General features: G+C 67.3%; 18 protein-coding genes. 12 read left to right on the top strand and 6 right to left on the bottom strand.

Annotation, left to right across the window (positions count from 1 at the left end; translation table 11 throughout):
* Positions 1-231: 231 nt before the first annotated feature.
* The 3 genes from ABC419_RS08070 to ABC419_RS08060 are packed head-to-tail and all read left to right on the top strand — an operon-like array spanning position 232 to position 5,224.
* Entirely contained in the window at positions 232-2,904 is a 2,673-nt protein-coding gene (locus ABC419_RS08070; protein WP_412877789.1) for an Rne/Rng family ribonuclease, read from the top strand.
* Between the two features lie 54 nt (positions 2,905-2,958).
* Complete coding sequence (locus tag ABC419_RS08065) at positions 2,959-4,383, top strand: M48 family metalloprotease (RefSeq protein WP_412877790.1); 1,425 nt, start codon at positions 2,959-2,961, stop codon at positions 4,381-4,383.
* A gap of 43 nt (positions 4,384-4,426) precedes the next feature.
* Positions 4,427-5,224, top strand: a complete 798-nt coding sequence (locus ABC419_RS08060) for a DsbA family protein (RefSeq protein WP_412877791.1) — start codon at positions 4,427-4,429, stop codon at positions 5,222-5,224.
* 25 nt (positions 5,225-5,249) lie between these two features.
* Here ABC419_RS08060 and ABC419_RS08055 read toward each other — a convergent pair whose 3' ends face one another.
* Both ABC419_RS08055 and thiS read right to left on the bottom strand, forming a co-directional pair.
* On the bottom strand, positions 5,250-6,038 hold the full coding sequence (locus ABC419_RS08055; protein ID WP_003168099.1) for a thiazole synthase: 789 nt from the start codon (positions 6,036-6,038) through the stop codon (positions 5,250-5,252).
* Between the two features lie 197 nt (positions 6,039-6,235).
* On the bottom strand, positions 6,236-6,433 hold the full coding sequence (gene thiS, locus ABC419_RS08050) for a sulfur carrier protein ThiS (RefSeq protein WP_412877792.1): 198 nt from the start codon (positions 6,431-6,433) through the stop codon (positions 6,236-6,238).
* A gap of 741 nt (positions 6,434-7,174) precedes the next feature.
* Here thiS and aroQ point away from each other — a divergent pair.
* The 5 genes from aroQ to lepB are packed head-to-tail and all read left to right on the top strand — an operon-like array spanning position 7,175 to position 11,055.
* Positions 7,175-7,630: a type II 3-dehydroquinate dehydratase gene (gene aroQ / locus ABC419_RS08045; protein ID WP_368923862.1), complete on the top strand. Its 456-nt coding sequence runs from the start codon at positions 7,175-7,177 to the stop codon at positions 7,628-7,630.
* A 40-nt stretch (positions 7,631-7,670) separates the two neighbouring features.
* Positions 7,671-8,159, top strand: a complete 489-nt coding sequence (gene accB / locus ABC419_RS08040; RefSeq protein WP_003165401.1) for an acetyl-CoA carboxylase biotin carboxyl carrier protein — start codon at positions 7,671-7,673, stop codon at positions 8,157-8,159.
* Positions 8,160-8,164: 5 nt separating this feature from the next.
* Positions 8,165-9,517, top strand: coding sequence for an acetyl-CoA carboxylase biotin carboxylase subunit (accC, locus tag ABC419_RS08035; protein ID WP_412877793.1), 1,353 nt, complete (start codon positions 8,165-8,167; stop codon positions 9,515-9,517).
* Between the two features lie 7 nt (positions 9,518-9,524).
* On the top strand, positions 9,525-10,250 hold the full coding sequence (gene aat, locus ABC419_RS08030; protein ID WP_412877794.1) for a leucyl/phenylalanyl-tRNA--protein transferase: 726 nt from the start codon (positions 9,525-9,527) through the stop codon (positions 10,248-10,250).
* Between the two features lie 19 nt (positions 10,251-10,269).
* Positions 10,270-11,055, top strand: a complete 786-nt coding sequence (lepB, locus tag ABC419_RS08025; RefSeq protein ID WP_412877795.1) for a signal peptidase I — start codon at positions 10,270-10,272, stop codon at positions 11,053-11,055.
* A gap of 121 nt (positions 11,056-11,176) precedes the next feature.
* On the opposite strand, the gene ABC419_RS08020 is transcribed toward lepB, so the two are convergent.
* Genes ABC419_RS08020 through ABC419_RS08010 form a run of 3 tightly spaced genes read right to left on the bottom strand, consistent with a single transcriptional unit; the run spans position 11,177 to position 12,599 of the window.
* Positions 11,177-11,500 (bottom strand): EF-hand domain-containing protein, encoded by a 324-nt coding sequence (locus tag ABC419_RS08020; protein WP_368923869.1) that lies wholly within the window; start codon positions 11,498-11,500, stop codon positions 11,177-11,179.
* A gap of 11 nt (positions 11,501-11,511) precedes the next feature.
* Positions 11,512-12,210 carry a DUF2155 domain-containing protein gene (locus tag ABC419_RS08015; RefSeq protein ID WP_200166863.1) on the bottom strand — a complete coding sequence of 233 codons (699 nt, stop codon included), beginning with the start codon at positions 12,208-12,210 and terminating at the stop codon, positions 11,512-11,514.
* Positions 12,207-12,599, bottom strand: coding sequence for an NADH:ubiquinone oxidoreductase subunit NDUFA12 (locus ABC419_RS08010; protein WP_040346802.1), 393 nt, complete (start codon positions 12,597-12,599; stop codon positions 12,207-12,209). The genes ABC419_RS08015 and ABC419_RS08010 overlap by 4 nt, the downstream gene beginning before the upstream one ends.
* Positions 12,600-12,806: 207 nt before the next feature.
* Here ABC419_RS08010 and ABC419_RS08005 point away from each other — a divergent pair, with 207 nt between their 5' ends.
* The 3 genes from ABC419_RS08005 to ABC419_RS07995 all read left to right on the top strand — a co-directional run bounded on the left by ABC419_RS08005 (position 12,807) and on the right by ABC419_RS07995 (position 16,961).
* A complete protein-coding gene (locus ABC419_RS08005) occupies positions 12,807-15,416 on the top strand; it encodes a TSCPD domain-containing protein (RefSeq protein ID WP_412877796.1) in 2,610 nt (869 codons plus the stop codon).
* A gap of 85 nt (positions 15,417-15,501) precedes the next feature.
* Positions 15,502-15,996 carry a pentapeptide repeat-containing protein gene (locus ABC419_RS08000; protein ID WP_087140316.1) on the top strand — a complete coding sequence of 165 codons (495 nt, stop codon included), beginning with the start codon at positions 15,502-15,504 and terminating at the stop codon, positions 15,994-15,996.
* A 65-nt stretch (positions 15,997-16,061) separates the two neighbouring features.
* Positions 16,062-16,961, top strand: a complete 900-nt coding sequence (locus tag ABC419_RS07995) for a pentapeptide repeat-containing protein (RefSeq protein WP_412877797.1) — start codon at positions 16,062-16,064, stop codon at positions 16,959-16,961.
* Positions 16,962-17,025: 64 nt separating this feature from the next.
* Here ABC419_RS07995 and aspS read toward each other — a convergent pair whose 3' ends face one another.
* Complete coding sequence (gene aspS / locus ABC419_RS07990) at positions 17,026-18,858, bottom strand: aspartate--tRNA ligase (RefSeq protein WP_412877798.1); 1,833 nt, start codon at positions 18,856-18,858, stop codon at positions 17,026-17,028.
* Between the two features lie 196 nt (positions 18,859-19,054).
* Here aspS and ABC419_RS07985 point away from each other — a divergent pair, with 196 nt between their 5' ends.
* Positions 19,055-19,714 carry a P-loop NTPase family protein gene (locus ABC419_RS07985; protein ID WP_292057372.1) on the top strand — a complete coding sequence of 220 codons (660 nt, stop codon included), beginning with the start codon at positions 19,055-19,057 and terminating at the stop codon, positions 19,712-19,714.
* Positions 19,715-19,721: the final 7 nt, after the last annotated feature.

Genomic DNA, 19,721 nt, shown 5'->3' with positions numbered 1-19,721 from the left:
GACGATCCGAAGAACGGGTTCAGGACGCGGCCTTGATCGGCGCGTCCGGACCCAGGACCGACAACCTTATGGGCCGACCCGCCTGCGATCCCCACCGGCAAGACCATGCCGCTCTCGCTTTCTGCGAGGGGATGACGCGCGCCCTGGCCCCCATTTCCATTCGGCGAGCCGCCCCCCTTCCCGCGATTGAAATCGCGGCGCACGGCCTGGCGCGCCTGAGAGAGACCTTCAATGTCAAAAACCATGTTGATAGACGCGGCGCACGCGGAAGAAACGCGCGTCGCGATCGTGGACGGCCGCCAGGTTGAGGAATTCGATTTCGAATCCCGCGCGCGTCGCCAGCTTCGCGGGAACATCTATCTCGCCAAGGTCACCCGCGTAGAGCCCAGCCTGCAGGCCGCATTCGTCGAATACGGCGGCAACCGCCACGGCTTCCTGGCCTTCAACGAAATCCACCCAGACTATTATCAGATCCCGGTCGCAGATCGCGAAGCCATCATGGCCGAAGCGCAGTCGGACGATGACGATCACGATGATCTAGGCCGTGAAGGCGACGACGAATCCGAAGGCGGTCTGGCCGACGAAGAGCGCCTGAAGCGTCGGCTGATGCGTCGCTACAAGATCCAGGACGTCATCAAGCGCCGTCAGATCCTGCTGGTGCAGGTCGTCAAGGATGAGCGCGGAGCCAAGGGCGCGGCCCTGACCACCTGGCTGTCGCTGGCCGGCCGCTACTGCGTGCTGATGCCGAACACCGGCAAGGGCGGCGGCATTTCGCGCAAGATCACCAACACCTCGGACCGCCGCCGCCTCAAGGCCGCCGCCTCGTCGCTGAAGGTGCCGCAGGGGATGGGTCTTATCATCCGTACGGCCGGAGCCAAGCGCACCAAGGCCGAGATCAAGCGCGACTATGAATACCTGCTGCGCCTGTGGTCGACGATCCGCGAGACGACGCTGAGCTCCAACGCTCCGGCGATGATCTACGAAGAAGAAAACCTGGTCCGTCGCGCCGTGCGTGACATGTACGACAAGGACTTCGACGGCATTCAGGTCGAGGGCGTCGAAGGCTTCAAGCAGGCCCGTGACTTCATGCGCGTGCTGATGCCTTCCCAGGCCAAGAAGATTCATCTCTACCAGGGCTCGCGTCCGTTGTTCGCGGCGAACGGCATCGAAGAAATTCTGACCCAGATTCACCAGCCGGTCGTGCCGCTGAAGTCGGGCGGCTATCTGGTGATCAACCAGACCGAAGCCCTTGTCGCCATCGATGTGAACTCTGGCCGCGCCACCAAGGAACGCAACGTCGAGGCCACGGCCACCAAGACCAACCTGGAAGCCGCCGTCGAGGCCGCTCGCCAGTTGCGCCTGCGCGACCTGGCCGGTCTGATCGTCATCGACTTCATCGACATGGACGAGGGCAAGAACAACCGCGCGGTCGAGAAGGCCCTCAAGGACGCCCTGGCCAAGGACCGCGCCCGCATCCAGATGGGCCGCATCTCGGGCTTCGGCCTGATGGAGATCAGCCGTCAACGCCGCCGCCTGGGCGTGATCGAAGGGGCGACCGAGGTCTGTGAATGCTGCCAGGGCGCCGGACGTATCCGCTCGGCTGAATCCGCGGCGCTGACCACCCTGCGCGCCGTCGACATCGAAGCCGGCAAGAACGGCGCGGGTTCGGTGAACCTGCGCGTCTCGACGACCGTCGCCCTCTACATTCTGAACCACAAGCGCGACTATCTGCAGTTCCTGCTGGAGCAGCGCGGCGTGAACGTCGTCATCCAGATCGACGACAGCCTGGCCCAGGGCGAGCACTCGATCGAGCGCACAGAAACCAACGAGGATTTCGTCGCGCCGGAAAGCCACATCGACCTGGCTGACCTCGACGACGGCTTCGACGACAGCGCCTTCGCTGATGAGGATGAGGACGTCGACGAGGACGAAGACCTCGGCGGCGACGATGAAGACGACGCTGACCTGGACCGTGAAGACGAAGACGACGACGAAGCCCGCGCTCGCCTGGAACAGGACGACGACGGTCGCGGCGGTCGTCGCCGTCGTCGCCGTCGCGGCGGTCGTCGTGAAGAAGAAGCCGAAGCCGTTGTTGTCGAGGACGATGACGACGGGCGCGGCGGTCGTCGCCGTCGGGGCCGTCGCGGCGGTCGCCGCGTGCGCGAGGAAGGCGAACGCGACGTCTTCACCTGGGTGCGGGGCCGCACGCCCTCGCTGCAGGATCCTTACGTCTGGTTCGATCCGATCAATCCCGCGCCTATCATCGCCGAACGCCCTGCAAGGGATGAGGCTGAGAACGGGGACATCCGTGAAGTCTCCGTCGAACAGGCGAACGATGGCGAAGGCCGCAACGGCCGTTCGCGTCGTCGTCGCGGTCGCGGCCGCGGTCGTGGCGAAGTGACGCACGACGCCAAGGTCGAGGATCGCGCCCTTAATGAAGGCCTGCCGCCCGTCGGTTCGCCGGACACGCCCATCGCCGTGATGATCGATGGTGATTCCGTGGGGGAAACCTCCGCCGACGTCCCCCACGTCGTAGAAACCATCGAGCCCCCCAAGCGTCGTCGCGTTCGCCGCAAGGTCGCGTCTGAAACCGCCGCTGAGCCTGTCGTGGAAACGACCAGCGAGGATGCAGCGCCGGTCGAGCCGGAACCTCAACCGGTCGCGGCCGACCTGGACGTACCCCCGGCCGTCGCCGCCCGCATCGAGCAGGCGATCGAAGAGGCCCTGACCGAAGACGTCGTGATCGAAGACGTCATGGTCAAAGACCAGGCCCAAGCCGTGGTCCTGACCGAACCGACACCGACGCCTGCCGCAGAGGTCGACATCGCGGCCATCATCGCCGACGATCCGAACCAGATCGGCGAAGCGCCCGCCAAGCCCAAGCGGGGCTGGTGGCGCCGTTGATCGGACACGATTAAGCTGGAAGCTGCGGGGGAGACTATCGCTCTGGAGTTCGTCATGACCAGGACGCCCCCCGCCGCAACCCGCTTTCGGCGCTATCTGGCCGCCGGCGTCGGCGCCCTCGCGGTGCTGGCTTCATCCGCCGCGGCCCAGGCCCAGAGCCTGATCCGGGACACCGAGATCGAGGGCATCATCCACGAGTGGTCCGAGCCCGTGCTCGACGCCATGGGGCTGGACCCGAACGAGGTGGAGATCCTGCTGGTCAACGACAACGACCTGAACGCCTTCGCCACGCGCGGGCGGATCATGGGGTTGAACACCGGCCTGATCCTGCGGACCAAAAGCCCCAATCAGCTCCTGGGCGTGATCGCCCACGAGGCCGGGCACATCAAGAACCGGCATACCCTGCGCGACGGCGCCCAGAACGCCGGGATGCAGCCGATGATCATGACCATGGCGCTGGGCGCCCTGGCCGCGATCGCAGGCGCGCCCGACGCGGGCGCGGCCCTGCTGGCCTCCAGCCAGTACTTCGGCACTCTGGGCGCCCTGCGCTACATGCAGAGCCAGGAGGGCGAGGCCGACATCACCGGCGCCCGCGCCCTGGAGCGCGCCGGGGAATCCGGACGCGGCATGGTCGAGTTCTTCGAGAACTTCCGCTCGCAGGAAATCTTCTCGGACCAGCGCCGCTACCCCTATTTCCGCAGCCACCCCCTATCGTCGCAACGCATCGAGGCCCTGCGACCGCCGGTCGAAGCCGCCTCCAACTACAACAAGCGCGATAGCGCCGAGCGTATGGCTCAACACGCCCTGGTCGTGGCCAAGATCCGCGCCTTCATGGACGCGCCCAATTCGACCTTGCGCGACTATCCGTCCAGCAACGTCACCCTGCCCGCCCGCTATGCTCGCGCCATCGCCTGGTACCGCGACGGCCAGACGCAGAAGGCGCTGGACGCCGTCGATCTGCTTCTGACCGAACAGCCCGAGAACCCCTATTTCTGGGAACTCAAGGGCCAGATTTTATTCGAAGAAGGCCGCCCGACCGAAGCCATCGGCGCCCATGAACGCTCTGTGCAGCTCAAGCCCGACGCTCCGCTTCTGCGCATCAACCTGGCCCATGCCCTTATAGAGACGAACGATACGACCAAGCTGGCCGAAGCGGAAAACCAGCTGAAGCGCGCCGTGGCTCTGGAAGGCGACAACAACCTGGCCTGGCGCCTGCTGTCTCAGGCCTATTCCAGCCAGGGCAAGGAGGGCGAGGCGCGCCTGGCCTCGGCCGAATACTGGTTCGCTCTGCGCCGTCCGGACCAGGCCGCCCAGTTCGCCATGCGCGCCCGCGACATGCTGGACCGCAGCTCGATCGAATGGCGCCGCGCGACGGACATCGTACTGGCGACCGGTGCGACTGAGAAAGATATCCAGGACGCCGAGCGTCGCAATGAGCAGCGCAGCCGATCCGGCGTTATCCCGCCAGGAGGCGGCTGATTCCGCCCCGCCCCACGGCTTTACTGAGTAAGACGAGAGACTGATGACCGACGACGCACGCCACGATCCCACCCCGACCGCTACGCCGAGAAAGGCGCGCCTAGGCCTGTCGGGCGCGACGCTGGGCTGGGCCGCCGCAGGGATGTCAGCCGTCGCCCTGGTCCTGTCGGCCGCGCCTTACCTGACCGGCGGATTCGGCGAACGGGTGCGGGCCTATCTGATCCAGAACCCGCAAGTGCTGGATGAAATCCTGGCGGCGCGCGAGACGGCGGAATCCCAGTCGCGCGTCCAGACCATCAACGCCGCCGCCGCCGCCAACCCGGCCCTGCTGGCCGCCGATGCGCGCGATCCGGCCTTCGGCCCGGCGAACGCCAAGGTGACGGTGATCGAGTTCTTCGACTTCCGCTGCCCCGGCTGCAAGGCCGTGGCACACGATTACCGCGCCCTGATGGCCGCCCACCCGGACGTGCGCTTCGTCTTCAAGGACTGGCCGATTCTGGACCGGGGCGAGGACGTCTCCTCACAGTACGCCGCCCGCGCCGCCCTGGCCGCGCACCAGCAGGGCAAATACCTGGCCGTCTATGACGCCCTGATGGCCGAACGCGCGCTGGACCGCGCCGCCATCGACCGCATCCTATCCGACAACGGCGTCGACATGACCAAGGCCAACGCCGCCATCTCCGCACCCGAGATGACGCGCCACGTCACCGACATTCATGCCGCCGCCGCTGCGCTCGGCCTGCAGGGCACGCCGACCTTCTTCATCAACGGCGTCGCCAGCCCCGGCATCGACCCGCGCGAGGTCGGCGCCCTGATCGAAGCGGCCAAGAAAAAGGGCTGACCTTCCGGTCAGCCCCTGAGCCTTCTCAGATCAGCCCCGCCAACGGCGAGGACGGGTCGGCGTAGAACCGCTTCTTCATCCGCCCCGCGAGATAAGATTCACGCCCGGCGATGACCGCGTGCTTCATGGCGCTGGCCATCAGCAGGGGATCGCGCGCCTCGGCGATGGCGGTGTTCATCAGCACCCCGTCGCAGCCCAGTTCCATCGCAATGGCGGCGTCCGAGGCCGTGCCCACGCCCGCATCAACCAGCACCGGCACCTTGGACTGCTCGACGATCAGGCGGATGTTGATCGGGTTCTGCACCCCCAGCCCCGAGCCGATCGGCGCGCCCAGCGGCATGATGGCCACAGCGCCCGCGTCCTCCAGCTTGCGCGCATAGACCGGGTCGTCGGTGCAATAAACCATGACCTCAAAGCCCTCGGCGGTCAGCAGCTTCAGCGACCGCAGGGTCTCTTCCATGTCAGGGAACAGGGTCTTGGGGTCCGCCAAAACCTCCAGCTTCACCAGGGTCCAGCCGCCCGCCTCGCGCGCCAGACGCAGGGTCCGCACCGCGTCCTCGCCGGTGAAGCAGCCCGCCGTGTTCGGCAGATAGGTGTATTTCTTCGGGTCGATGAAGTCCGTCAGCACCGGCTGGTTCGGATCGGTCAGATTCACCCGGCGCACGGCCACGGTGACCATCTCGGCGCCCGAAGCCTCGGCCGCCGCCGCGTTCTGGGCGTAGTCGCGATACTTGCCGGTGCCCACGATCAGGCGCGAGTTGAAGGTGCGGCCGGCGACGGTCCAGCTGTCGGTGCGGGGAGCGGTGTCAGTCATGGTTTAGTGACCTAGCGCCGCCCGCCGCCGGGGGGAAGCGCCGTTGCGGGATTTGATCGGCTTGCGCTTGCGCCCCCTTCCCGCTCATCCCGGCGGACGCCGGGATCCAGTGAGAGCCTCACCCGTAACCTTTGAAGGGCGAACCTGTCGCCAAAGGACTGGATCCCGGCGTCCGCCGGGATGAGCGGGGGTTAGGGTCAGCCCCCGCCCACGAACTGCACCAGTTCGATCTTGTCGCCCTCGGCCAGCACCGTCTCGCCGTGCAGCGACCGCGGCACGATCTCCAGATTGCGCTCGACCGCAACCTTCTTGGGGTCCAGCGACAGTTCCCGAACCAGACCCAGAATGGTCGTGGCGGCGGTGTCCCGCGCCTCGCCGTTGACTTCGATACGCAAACTGTTCGCTCCAGGGAATGAAGGGGAAGAGGCAGAGCCTCCCGGAGACGTCTGATAATGGGAGTTCGAGCGTGAGACATCAAACCCCGCCATTAAAATCTGCTTTTAGGTTACTCGCAATTCTTAGATTGAAACGCACTGATCGATTAACCAGTATACACATCGAATTTGGAGCCGCGAATGAAGCTTGCTTTAAATACCCTTCTAAACTCCATGACCCTCGCGGGCGCGGGCATGGTCGCGAGCGCTGCAGTCGCTTCATCCGAGCAACATTCTGTTGTGCCAAAAATGCTATGGACATACGTGCCCGCAGAAGCTTCAGGTCAAGTTCCTTGCCCCTCTATTGCGCCAACGCTCACTCATCGTGAAAATTTTCAAACAGTTTGCTTATCGGCAACTGGCTAATCCGTACCGAGAAGGGGTCTATTCGCTGCACCTTCCATCAGACAAGCGCTGGGCGCTGTACGTTTGGAAGTCCAGGATATCTTGTTATAGAACAAGGCAATGCAATAACGGTTTACGATATCGCGGATAGATCGTCTGTCGAGTTCGAGATTCGTGACGGCCGACACGCTTGCCGCATAGGGCGACGGATCCGCACACACGGCGACACCATCGTTCCACTTTCCTGAGCTTCCCTCCCCCTACGTCACCTTTTTCCCCGCCCGCTTTGCGCCGCGCGCCACCTAGGCTACAACGCGCGCTCGATTCCGCGCGGCGGCGCGCCTGTTTTGCGAGCGAATGCCCGAAACTCTCACCCTGTATGTCCTGAACGGGCCGAACCTGAACCTGCTGGGGGTTCGGGAGCCGGATATCTATGGCCGCGAGACGCTGGCCGACGTTCAGGCCATGTGCGAGGCGGCGGCCGAGGGCGCCCGCGTCGTCTTCCGTCAGTCGAACCATGAAGGCCAGTTGATCGACTGGATCCAGGAAGCCAGGACTGAGGCCGACGCCCTGGTCATCAATCCGGCCGCCTTCACCCATACCTCGGTGGCCCTGCTGGACACGCTGAAGACGCTGAGCATCCCCGTGGTCGAGTGCCACCTGTCGAACCCCGCTGCGCGCGAGGCGTTTCGGCATCATTCCTATGTGTCCCTGGCCGCGACCGGCGTGATCGCCGGCTTCGGCCCCCGCAGCTATGAATTGGCCGTCCGGGCCGCTCTGGACCTGGCGCGCCGCGCCGGGGCCAAGGGCTGACCGCCGCGCGCCGTCTGAAGATCAAGTAGAAGAGACCCCCATGTCCGACGACAAGAACAAGAACATCGACGCCGACCTGGTCCGCAGCCTGGCCGACATCCTGAACGACACCGACCTGACCGAGATCGAAGTCGAGCGCGGCGATCTGAAGATCAAGGTGAAGCGCGAAGTCACCGTCGCCGCCGCGCCGATCCAGTACGCCGCCGCACCGGCCCCGGTCGCCCACGCCGCGCCGGCCGCCGCCGCGCCGCTCTCCATGCCGTCGGACCCGGCCACCATCGTCGCCCGCGCCGGCGAAGAGGTGAAGTCGCCGATGGTCGGCACCGCCTATCTGCAGCCCGCGCCGGGCGCCGATCCCTTCATCAAGGTCGGCGACAAGGTGAAGAAGGGTCAGACCCTGGTCATCGTTGAAGCCATGAAGACCATGAACCCGATCCAGTCGCCGCGCGACGGCGTGGTGGCTGAAATCCTGGTGGGCGACGCCCAGCCGGTCGAGTTCGGCGAAGCCCTGGTCGTGCTGGAAGCCTGAGCCCCATGTTCAACAAGGTTTTGATCGCCAACCGCGGCGAGATCGCGCTTCGCATCCACCGCGCGTGCAAGGAGATGGGCATCTCCACCGTCGCCGTGCACTCGGAAGCCGACCGCGGCGCCATGTGGGTGCGCCTGGCCGACGAGAGCGTCTGCATCGGCCCCGCGCCGGCGGCCAAGTCCTATCTGAACATCCCCTCGATCATCGCGGCGGCGGAAATCACCGGCGCCCAGGCCATCCACCCCGGCTACGGCTTCCTGTCGGAAAACGCCCGCTTCGCCGAGATCGTCGAGGCCCACGGCCTGGCCTTCATCGGTCCAAAGCCCGAGCATATCCGGGTCATGGGCGACAAGATCACCGCCAAGCAGACGGTCAAGGACGCGGGCATTCCCGTCGTCCCCGGCTCGGACGGCGAGGTCGAGACGGTCGAACAGGCCATCGAGGCGTCCAAGACCATCGGCTTCCCCCTGATCGTCAAGGCGGCCGCCGGCGGCGGCGGGCGCGGCATGAAGGTGGCGATGACGGCCGACGACCTGGTCGAGGCCGTCCAGACGGCCCAGACCGAGGCCCTGGCCGCCTTCGGCAACGGCGCCGTCTACATGGAGCGCTACCTCCAGAAGCCGCGCCACATCGAGATCCAGGTCATCGCCGACAGCCACGGCAACGTCGTCCACCTGGGCGAACGCGACTGCTCGCTGCAACGCCGTCACCAGAAGGTGCTGGAAGAGGCCCCCTCGCCCGCCCTGTCGGCCGAGGGCCGCGCCAAGATCGGCGAGACGGTCAACAAGGCCATCGCCGCCATCGGCTACCTGGGCGCCGGAACCATCGAGTTCCTGTGGGAAGACGGCGAGTTCTTCTTCATCGAGATGAACACCCGCCTGCAGGTCGAACACCCGGTCACGGAGATGATCACGGGCGTCGATCTGGTGCGCGAACAGATCCGCATCGCCGCGGGCCTGCCGCTGTCGTTCACGCAGGATGACATCGAGTTCAAGGGCCACGCCATCGAGGTGCGGATCAACGCCGAGAACTCGGAGACCTTCACCCCGTCGCCGGGCACGATCACCGAGTTCCACGCGCCGGGCGGCCTGGGCGTGCGTCTGGATAGCGCCATCTACGCCGGCTATTCGATCCCGCCCTATTACGACAGCCTGATCGGCAAGCTGATCGTCCACGGCCGCGACCGCGAAGAGGCGCTGGCCCGTCTGAAGCGTTCGCTGGGCGAGACGGTCATCAGCGGCGTCGACACCACCATCCCCCTGTTCCAGAAGCTGTTGCAGGAGCCGGACATCCTGTCGGGCGACTACGACATCCACTGGCTGGAGAAGTGGGCGGCGGCGCGCAAGGCCAAGGCCTAAGCGCCCTTTGGACGAGCCGGGCTTCAGCGCGAGCGGCCCTTCCGACGTCTTCGGACCGGAAGCGCTGCTCGCCTGCTACGCGCGGGGGGTCTTCCCCATGGCCGAGGCGCACGATGATCCGCGTGTCTTCCTGGTCGAGCCGGACCAGCGGGGCGTCATACCGCTGGATCGCTTCCACATTCCGTCACGCCTGCGCCGCACCGTGCGAGGCGAGCCGTTTCAGGTCCGGGTGAACACGGCCTTCGCCGCCGTGCTGGACGCCTGCGCCGCGCCCGCGCCGGGGCGCGAGGACACCTGGATCAACGCCCCGATCCGTCGCCTTTACGTCGAACTGCATCAGCGCGGCTTCGCCCACAGCATCGAGTGCTGGCACGATGAGACGCTGGTTGGCGGCCTGTACGGCGTGACGCTGGGCGGCGCCTTCTTCGGCGAGAGCATGTTCAGCCGGGCCACGGACGCCTCCAAGGTCGCCCTGGTCCATCTGGTCGCACGACTGAGAAAGGGCGGCTGGCGCCTGTTGGACGCGCAGTTCCTGACCGACCACCTCAGCCAGTTCGGGGCCGTCGAGACGCCGCAGACGGCCTATCTGCGAATGCTGGCTCCGGCCCTGAAGGTCGTACCGGACTCCACCGCACTGTTCGTCCCGCTGACAGGCGTCGAAGCCGTGGCGGCGGCCGTGTCCGGACAGGTTTTGCAACTGTCGGGACACGATAAGGCTGGCCTTACCGACTGACCCGGCGCGCCATGGCGTCATGACCCATGTCGCCAACGCCCCCGCCCCTGTAGACGCACCGCCCGCCTGGCGCCGTGAAGTCGTCGATATCGCTCGAACCCTGGCCTACGCCCTGCTGCTCGTCTTCGTCGTCAGGACCGTGCTGTTCCAGCCGTTCACCATCCCCTCCTCATCGATGGAGCCGGGCCTTGTCACCGGCGACTACATCGTCGTGTCGAAGTACAGCTACGGCTGGAGCACGGCGTCGCTGCCGTTCAACCCGCCCATAAAGCCGAGGCGGCTTCTGGCGCGTTCGCCGGCCAGGGGCGATGTGGTCGTCTTTCGTCGGCCCAACGACCCGTCAACCGCCTGGGTTAAGCGCGTCGTGGGCCTGCCAGGCGATACGGTTCAGGTTCGAAGCGGCCAGGTTTTCATCAACGGACACGCCGTCAAACGCACGCCCCTGGGTCTGACCCAGGATCACGACGCGCCCGAGCGACAGGTGCTGGCCGTGCACGAAACGCTGGGCGACGGTCGAGATGACGGTCGAGATTATGTCACCTACGATGGCGGCCCTTCTCAGCCCGGCGACGACACCGACGTCTATCGCGTGCCGGCGGGCCGGTATTTCGTGATGGGCGATAATCGCGACAACTCGCTGGACAGCCGATGGCCCGCCGAGGTCGGCGTCGGTCTGCTGCCGGCCGAGAACATCATCGGCCGAGCGGAGATCGTGCTTGCGTCATGGGAACCGGGCGCCGGCCTGACCAGACCCGGGACGTGGCTGAACCTTCAGACCGACCGGTTTTTGAAACCCATCCGCTAGAGTCTGATCGGTTGAGGTGGAATCGCTTCGCGATTCCGCTGATGCCGTGAATCAGGCTCCAGCATTGATGCTGGAGCGAATACCTGAGTTCAGATGCAATCGCACCTGAACCGATTTCGCTCTAGCGGGCGCGAAACTCTTCAAAGGTGACGACGCCGTTCCGGTCGCGGTCCAGGCGATCGAATGCGGCGCGCGACGGCGAGAGGCTCTGAGCCAGCGACGGCGCCGCAATCGCACCCAACGCCAGCCCGGCGACCGCTGCGATCCATATCTGGCGCCACGACGCAACGCGAACATCCGCCCGATCAGCATCAATGAAACGTCGGATCGCCTCGCTGGCCGTCATGCCCTGGGCCCGGCATCGCGCCATGAAGGCGGTCTTGGCGGCGTGCGAAAGCCGAATTTCGACGGTTTCGGTCTTCTTGGGGGATTTCCGATGCGTCATTCGCGCGCCCCTTAGCCCTTACAGCCGACAACCCAGGCGTCGTAGACCGGGTGTTGCAGCCCGCTGACGCTGGGCGACGAGGCGAACATCCAGCCCTTGAAGACTTGACGGGCCTCGGTCGGCGCCGCCAGACCGCGCGGCTGAACCCCGACCTCCATATAGGCGATGGCGTCCTCGGTCATTTCATCCGAAGCGGAGACCTCGCAGGCGCGGGCCTTGAAGATTAGGGTCTTGCCAAAACGCACCGGGCGACCGCCCACCTCGACTTCGAACCGCATGGTCTCGGCCGTCGTCTTGTCGACCGCCTGAATGACGGCGACGCGGCGGCGCTGGCGCACGCCCGGCGGCGTGGTCGGAGCGGCGGGCGCGGGCGCGGCCTCTTCCTCTTCGGCGGTCAGGTCTTCCGGCACTTCTTCCTGAACGGCGACTTCCTGTCCCTGGACCGCGACGGTCGGGACGCCCGGTTGTACGGGGGCGGGAGGCGTGGTCGGGTTCGTCGCCGGAGTCTGGCCGCCGTTGGCGGGCGGAGTCTGCGGCTGCGTCGGTTGCAGCGGCGTGCGGCCGGTGTCGCGCAGCAGGTCGCCGATCGGATCGGCCGGGGCCGGCGTCGCGTCCTGCGGCAGGTCCATCAGGGCGCTGGCCACGCCGACGCCCGAGATCGCCAGTCCCGCGACGACCACCCCGGCCAGCAGGACATGGCGAAGGGTCATTCCGGGCTCCAGGCCTGATAGTCGCCGGTGGCGGCCGGGCGTTGGCCCAGGGCCGCCAGCGAGCCTTGCGGACGGCGCGCCATCGGCGTGCCTGTCAGGTTCGGCAGGTGATCCTTTTCCCACGCCTGGCGCGGCAGCGGGCGCTCGGCCGGGGTCTCGTCATAGGTGTAGCGCAGCCAGCCCTGCCATTCCGGCGGCACCTTGGTCGCCTCGGCGTAGCCGTCATAGATGACCCAGCGGCGCTTGCGGCCGTCATAGCTGACGGCGTCGCGGGATTCGTAATAGCGGTTGCCGAACTCGTCCGTGCCGACCAGTTGGCCGCGTTTGCCGACGGTGAACAGGGTGCCGATCGTGGCGCCGTTCCACCAGGTGAAGATCTTGCTCAGCACGTCGTCGAACTCACTCGAATCCACCGCCCAGGGAAGGTCCGGCGGCGCGGCGCGATCATAGAAACCGCGACGCCCTACGTCCAGCAGGGAGCGCAAGGGAAACGCCTCAACATCTTGTGGGCAACCCCCGCACAAACCACAACATACGTTGAACGCCCGTCAGGTCTGTCGGTAAGCTGGTTCAGACGACATGCGTGGAGACGTGGAATGCGCTTCAAGGCTCGCTTTGCTCCTCTCGCCGCGACGCTCGCTTTCGAGCCCCGCGAGATCGAGCGCGGCCGCGCCTTGACGCCGGTCGCAGCGCCCGCCGGGTGGACCGACGTTCGCGTCGAAGCCTGGCTGGACTGGGCTGAAAGCCAGGCGTCGTCGTCCTCCCATGCCCTCGACGACGCCATCCAGGGCTGGGCCGCCCGACTCGCATCTGATGGACGCGAAAGCGGCGCCCTGACCACAGCCGCCGAGGCCGAGCGATTCGCTGCTGAACTCGCCGCGTCCATGCTGCTAGGCCTCGCTGCGCCCGCCCTGCCGACGACGAACGGCTTCCGGCCGCTGATCGACCTGTCCGAACCGGATGCGGCGCAGGCCCTGTCGGCCCAGGCCGCCGCCTGGCGCGGGCGTCGCCTATCCACCCGCGCGACCGAAGCCCTGGCCAAGGCGCTGGGCGAGGTCGCCGACGCCGTCTCCCGTTGCGAAGGCCCGCGCGAGGCCTGCGCCGATCCCGCCGCCAACCCGGCCCTGGCCCGCGCGGCCGTGGCGGCGCGCCGCTGCGGCGCCGGCGACGCCGACATCCTGCGCGCCATTCAGGGCGAGGCCGCCGACCTCACGATCGAAGCCGCCGAACAGCCCGCCGCCCTGCCCGTGCTGGCGGCGCGCGACACGACCGCCTCAGGCGATCCCCAGACCGCCGCCGTGGCCGAGGCGGCGCAGGAAGGCCCGGTCGTGATCGTCTTCTCACCCGCCGACGCCGAGGCCATGACCGCCGCCCAGACGGGCGCGCGCGCGATCCTGAACCTGCCCGCGCTGGCGGCGCTGGCTGGGGCGGACTTCGATTCTGCCCTAGACGCGCTAGTCGCCCTGTGGACCACGGCGCTGGATATCGAACTGGACCAGGCAGGCCAGGCCGAGGCGCAGGCCGCGCGGCCCATCGCGCTGGGCCTCGGCGGTCTGGCGGATTGGGCGGTCAGCCAGGACGGGGCCGACCCTGTCGCGCAGGCGTCCGCGCTAGGGCGGCGCGTCGCTGACATGGCGTCCCAAGCCTCCTGCGATCTGGCGGCCCGACTGGCGCCCTGCCCCGAATGGGCGACCGCCAAGGACGACGTCATCGCCGCGCTTCAGGCGCAAGGGCGCGACGCCGCCGCGTTGGAGTCGAACGGGCGACGCAACGCCGTGATCGGCCTGTTCGTCGACGAGGCCGAGCTGGACCTGCGGCTAGGCCTGTCGCCGTTCGGCGCGACGGATGTGTTCCAGACCGCCGACGACGAAATCGCCCGACGCCTGAGGCCCGACCTGGCCGCCGCCATCGTCGCGGCGGGCGGCGACGTCGAGGCGGCGGAGCGCCATCTGTTCGGCCGCCGCACCCTGGCCGAGGCGCCGGGCGTGAGCCACGGACGCCTGCGCGAACTGGGCTTCACCGATCTGGAGCTGGAGGCCATCGAGCGCGCCCTGGCCCTGGTCGAGGACTTCGGCCCCGCCTTCGCTCCGCCGGTGCTGGACGCGGGCTTCATCGGCGACGTGCTGGGGCTGACGCCGGACGAAGGCGCCTTGCTGCCTCGTCTATGCTTCACGGCTGAAGAGATCGAAGCCGCGACCGCCTATGTCTTCGGCCGACCGGACCTGTCGGACTGGGATCAGGCGCCGCCTTCGCTGACAGCCCTGTTGGCGACGCCGGGCGCCGATCTCGAGGCGGCCCTGCGCCAGACGATCGAGCCGTTCAGCGACGCCCCCGACGCCCGCCCCCGCCTGCTGGACTGGCGCTCCGACGCCATGCAGATAAGCCGCGCCATCGCCGACGGCGCGCGCGACGATCGCCGCGCCGTGGCCCTGCGCCGCGCGGAAGCCCCGCTCAGCTTCCGCCTGACCCTGCCCGAAGTTGAAGCCCCCCGCCGCGCCGAGGCCCCGCCGCAAGCCGCGCACCAGACCGTCGAGCGCGTGATCGAGAAGGTGGTCGAGCGCGACCGCACCCGCCGCCGCCTGCCCGACCGCCGCAAGGGCTATATCCAGAAGGCCTCGGTCGGCGGCCACAAGGTCTACATCCACACCGGCGAGTACGAAGACGGCGAACTGGGCGAGATCTTCATCGACATGCACAAGGAAGGCGCCGCCTTCCGCTCGATGATGAACAACTTCGCCATCGCCATCTCCATCGGCCTGCAATACGGCGTGCCGCTGGACGAGTTCGTGGACGCCTTCGTCTTCACCCGTTTCGAGCCGTCGGGACGGGTCACGGGCAACGACTCCATCCGCTCGGCGACCTCCATCCTCGACTATGTCTTCCGCGAGCTGGGCGTCTCCTATCTGGACCGTCGCGAACTGGCGCAGGTCACGCCCGAGGCCGCCAATCTGGACGGTATGGACGGCGCCCCGACCGACGCGCCCCAGCCCGTGCCCGCCGCCCGCTTCATCTCCAAGGGTTTCGCCCGCGGCGCGGCGCCCGACAATCTGATCGTCGCTCCCTTCGGCCGGAAGGAGCCGTCGCCACGCACCACGCCGCAGGCGCAGGCCGGCCCCTGTCCCGAGTGCGGCGACCTGATGCTGACGGATCGGAACGGGACGCCCGTATGCGGGGCCTGCGGCGCGGCGCCCAAGGTTCAGGGTTAACAAGTTCAGGGCTGAAACGGGACGCACTGTCCCGAAACGGCGGCCCGCTTCTTGCTGCGAGGCGGCAAAGCCTGGAGCCATCCGCATGATCCGTCCCGCAATCGCCCTTCTCGCCGCCGTCGGCCTGACGCTGACGGCCCTGCCCGCCTCGGCGCAGAACGCCTCTCAGATCAGCCAGGTGCGCCGCGGCGCCTCCTGCCCCGGCTGCAACCTGTTCCAGGGCGACTTCTCGGGCCTGGAGCGCACGGGTCTGAACCTGGCGGGCGCCCGCGTCCGTCAGGCGGACATCAGCCTATCGGTGATGAACCGCACCAACTTCAGCCGCGCCGACCTGCGCGACGTCGAGGCCTACGGCGCCGTCCTGTCCAGCTCGAACTTCACCGGGGCGGACCTAACCAACGCCAGCTTCGTCGGAACCTATCTGGAAGGCGCCGCCTTCGCCGGGGCCAAGCTGAACGGGACCAATCTGTCGGGCGCCGAGATGTCGCGCGCGCGCGGCCTGACCCAGTCGCAGCTCAATCAGGCCTGCGGCGACCAGAACACGGTTCTGCCTTCGGGACTACGCATTCCCGCCTGTTGAGCGTCGCCTTCGTTACCGCGATTTAAGTAGGGTTTTTACGGACTAAGGCGCATTCAAGAGGGGTGATGAAACGCTCGATTTCACCCCTGCGCCGTCTGGCCCTCGCCGCCTCAGCCCTTGTGGGATTGACGACGGCCGCCCCCGCCTTGGCCGGCGCTGTGGACATGACCTCGTCCCAGGATCGCGACGTCGCCCGCATGGTGTCCCTGGGCGGCAGCTGCGTCCGTTGCGAACTGTCGGGCCGCGACCTGTCCGGCGCCACCCTGACCGGCGCCAACTTCGCCAACGCCACCCTGGTCGGAGCCAATCTGCGCGGCGCCGAACTGGTCGGTTCGAACTTCGTCGGCGCCGACTTCAGCCGGGCCGACATGCGCGGCATCGAAATGGTCGGCTCGACCTTCACCACCGCCAATATGACCGGCGCCCAACTGATGGGCGCAGAAGCGACCGGCGCCGTCCTGATCCGGGCCAATCTGACCGGCGCCAATCTGACCGGCGCCGAGCTTCAGGGCGTCAACATGAACAGCGCCGTCCTGGTCCGCGCCCGCCTGAACGATGCGGAGATCTTCGGCGCCACCCTGGCCAATGTGAACGCCAGCGGCGCAGACTTCACCGGCGCCGACATCAAGGCGTCCAACCTGTCGGGCGGAAACTTCGACAACGCCACCTTCCGCGACGCCGACCTGGACAGCGCACGCCTGTCCGGCGGCAGCTTCAATCGCACCGATTTCCGCGACGCCTCCCTGCGCCGTACCGACATTCGCGGCCTGGACCTGTCCCGTGCGCGCGGCCTGACCGCCGATCAGGTCGAGGAGGCCTGCGGCGACGCCTCGACCCGCCTTCCGGGCGGCCTGACGGCCCGAAACTGCCGCGGCGGCGTCCGCGTCATCCGCACGCCGCCCGCGCCGCCTGTTCCGCCCATTCCTCCGCGCCAGCGCAACCTGGTCATCACCTCGGGCAACTGAGGACCGGACACAAAAAAGGGAGGGGTCGCCCCCTCCCTTTTCCACTTCAGCGCTGTCGCCGCGATCAGATCTTGATCGGCAGCTGGGTGCGGATCGACAGCTCCTTCAGCTGACGCTCCTCGGCCTCGGCCGGGGCGCTCATCAGCAGATCCTGGCCCTGCTGGTTCAGCGGGAAGGCGATGACCTCACGGATGGCCTGTTCGCCGGCCAGCAGCATGACGATGCGGTCGATGCCCGGCGCCAGACCGCCGTGCGGCGGCGCGCCGTAGCGGAAGGCGTTCAGCATGCCGCCGAACTGCTCCTCGACCACCGAGGCGTCATAGCCAGCGATCTCGAAGGCCTTCAGCATGATCTCGGCCTTGTGGTTCCGGATCGCGCCCGAGCACAGCTCATAGCCGTTGCAGACGATGTCGTACTGATAGGCGCGGATGGTCAGCGGATCCTGCGTCTCCAGCGCCTCCATGCCACCCTGCGGCATCGAGAAGGGGTTGTGGCTGAAGTCGACCTTCTTCTCTTCTTCCGACCATTCGAACATCGGGAAGTCGACGATCCAGCAGAACTTGAACTGGTCTTCGTCGACCAGCTTCAGCTCCGTGCCGACGCGGGTGCGGGCCAGACCGGCGAACTTGGCGAAGACCGACGGCAGGCCGGCGGTGAAGAAGGCCGCGTCGCCCTTGCCCAGACCCAGCGAAGACATCAGCGCCTCGGCCGGCTCCTGACCCAGGTTCTTGGCGATCGGGCCGCCCCACGATTGCTGATCGTCCGACCAGAAGATGTAGCCCAGGCCCGGCTGGCCCTCGCCCTGCGCCCAGGAGTTCATGCGGTCGCAGAAGGCGCGCGAACCGCCCGTCGGCGCCGGGATGGCCCAGACGGCGTTGGCGGCGTCGGCGCCCAGGATCTTGGCGAACAGGCCGAAACCGCCGTCGCGGAAGTGGTCCGACACGTCCTGCATCTTGATCGGGTTGCGCAGGTCCGGCTTGTCCGAACCGTACCACTTCATCGACTGTTCGAACGTCAGACGCTCGAAGCCCTTGTGCTCCATCGTCTGGCCGAAGTCGTTGGTAAAGGTATGCGTCCCGTCGATCGGCGACACCGGCTTGCCTTCGCCGAACTCGGTGAACAGGCCGTGCATCAGCGGCTCGATCGCCTGGAAGACGTCTTCCTGCGTGACGAAGCTCATTTCCACGTCGAGCTGGTAGAATTCCAGCGAACGATCGGCGCGCAGGTCTTCATCGCGGAAGCAGGGCGCGATCTGGAAGTAACGGTCGAAGCCCGACACCATCAGCAGCTGCTTGAACTGCTGCGGGGCCTGCGGCAGGGCGTAGAACTTGCCGGGGTGCATCCGCGACGGCACCAGGAAGTCGCGTGCGCCTTCCGGCGACGAGGCCGTCAGGATCGGCGTCTGATACTCGAGGAAGCCCTGGGCGCACATGCGGTTGCGGATCGACTGGATCACGCGCGAACGCAGGACGATGTTCCGATGCAGCGTCTCGCGACGCAGGTCCAGGAAGCGGTTCTTGAGGCGAATCTCTTCGGGGTATTCCGGCTCGCCGAAGACCGGCAACGGCAGCTCGGCGGCTTCCGACAGCACTTCCACCAACTGGACACGCACCTCGACCTCGCCGGTCGGCAGGTTGGCGTTGACGGTCGAGCCTTCGCGCAGGACCACTTCGCCGTCGATCTTGATGACGCTTTCGGCGCGCAGGCGCTCGACGACGTCAAAGCCCGGCGTCTCGGGGTGCAGGACCAGCTGGGTCAGGCCGTAGTGGTCGCGCAGGTCGATGAACAGCAGGCCGCCGTGGTCGCGCTTGCGGTGAATCCAGCCCGACAGACGAATATTCGCGCCCGCATCCGTCGAACGGAGGGCGCCGCAGGTATGGGAGCGATAGGCGTGCATATCGGATTTTCGTCTGAAAACGGCTGTCGAACAGCGTGAATTAGGAGCGGGGAAAGGCCCATCATCGCCCCCGAAAGTCAAGGCTGGCGGCTGAATCGCCCACGACGCGCCATCCACAGCGGCGGACAGGTTGTCCCCGTGATCCCGCCCTATCAACAGAGACGCCCACGGCTCGGCCCGGCTAGGGTCCGTCCTCATGAACGCCTCGGCCGCCGAAATCCGTCAACTGCGCCTGCCGCTGCAGCAGGAGACGCCGCAACGCGCCTCCGACCTGGCGATCTCGGAAGCGAACGCCGCGGGCGTGGCCGCCCTGACCACCTGGCCGGAAGCGCCGGGCGCCATCCTGGCCCTGTTCGGCCCGGCGGGCTGCGGCAAGAGCCACCTGGCCGCCGCCTGGGTCGAACGCACCGGCGCCATCGCCCTGCACGGCGCCGAGGCCGCCCTGGTCGACCCGCTGGAGCTTGAGGGCCGCCCCGTCCTGCTGGATCGGGCCCAGGACGCCGACGACGAGAGCCTGTTCCACCTGATCAACCTGACCCAGTCGGGCGGCGGCGCCCTACTGCTGGTGTCGCGCGATCCGCCCGCATCATGGGCCACGGACCTGCCCGACCTGCGCTCGCGCCTGAACGCCATCCGCACCGTGGGGATCGAGGCGCCCGACGACGTGGTCTTCGCCGCCATGCTGCGCCGCGCCTTCGCCAGCCGGAACATCACCCCGGCCGACGAACTGATCGACTATCTGGTCCGCCGCATCGACCGCTCGGCCGACGCCGCCGAGGCCGTGGTCGACCGCCTGGACGCCCTGCACCGCCCGGTGACGCGCGTGCTGGCCCGTCAGGTGCTGGACGGGGAGTAGCCGCCCC

Origin of the sequence: Brevundimonas phoenicis (assembly GCF_047237745.1) — a bacterium.
Classification (GTDB): domain Bacteria; phylum Pseudomonadota; class Alphaproteobacteria; order Caulobacterales; family Caulobacteraceae; genus Brevundimonas.
The sequence above is the reverse complement of the archived record's forward strand: the minus strand, read 5'-3'. Positions and strand labels throughout refer to the sequence as shown.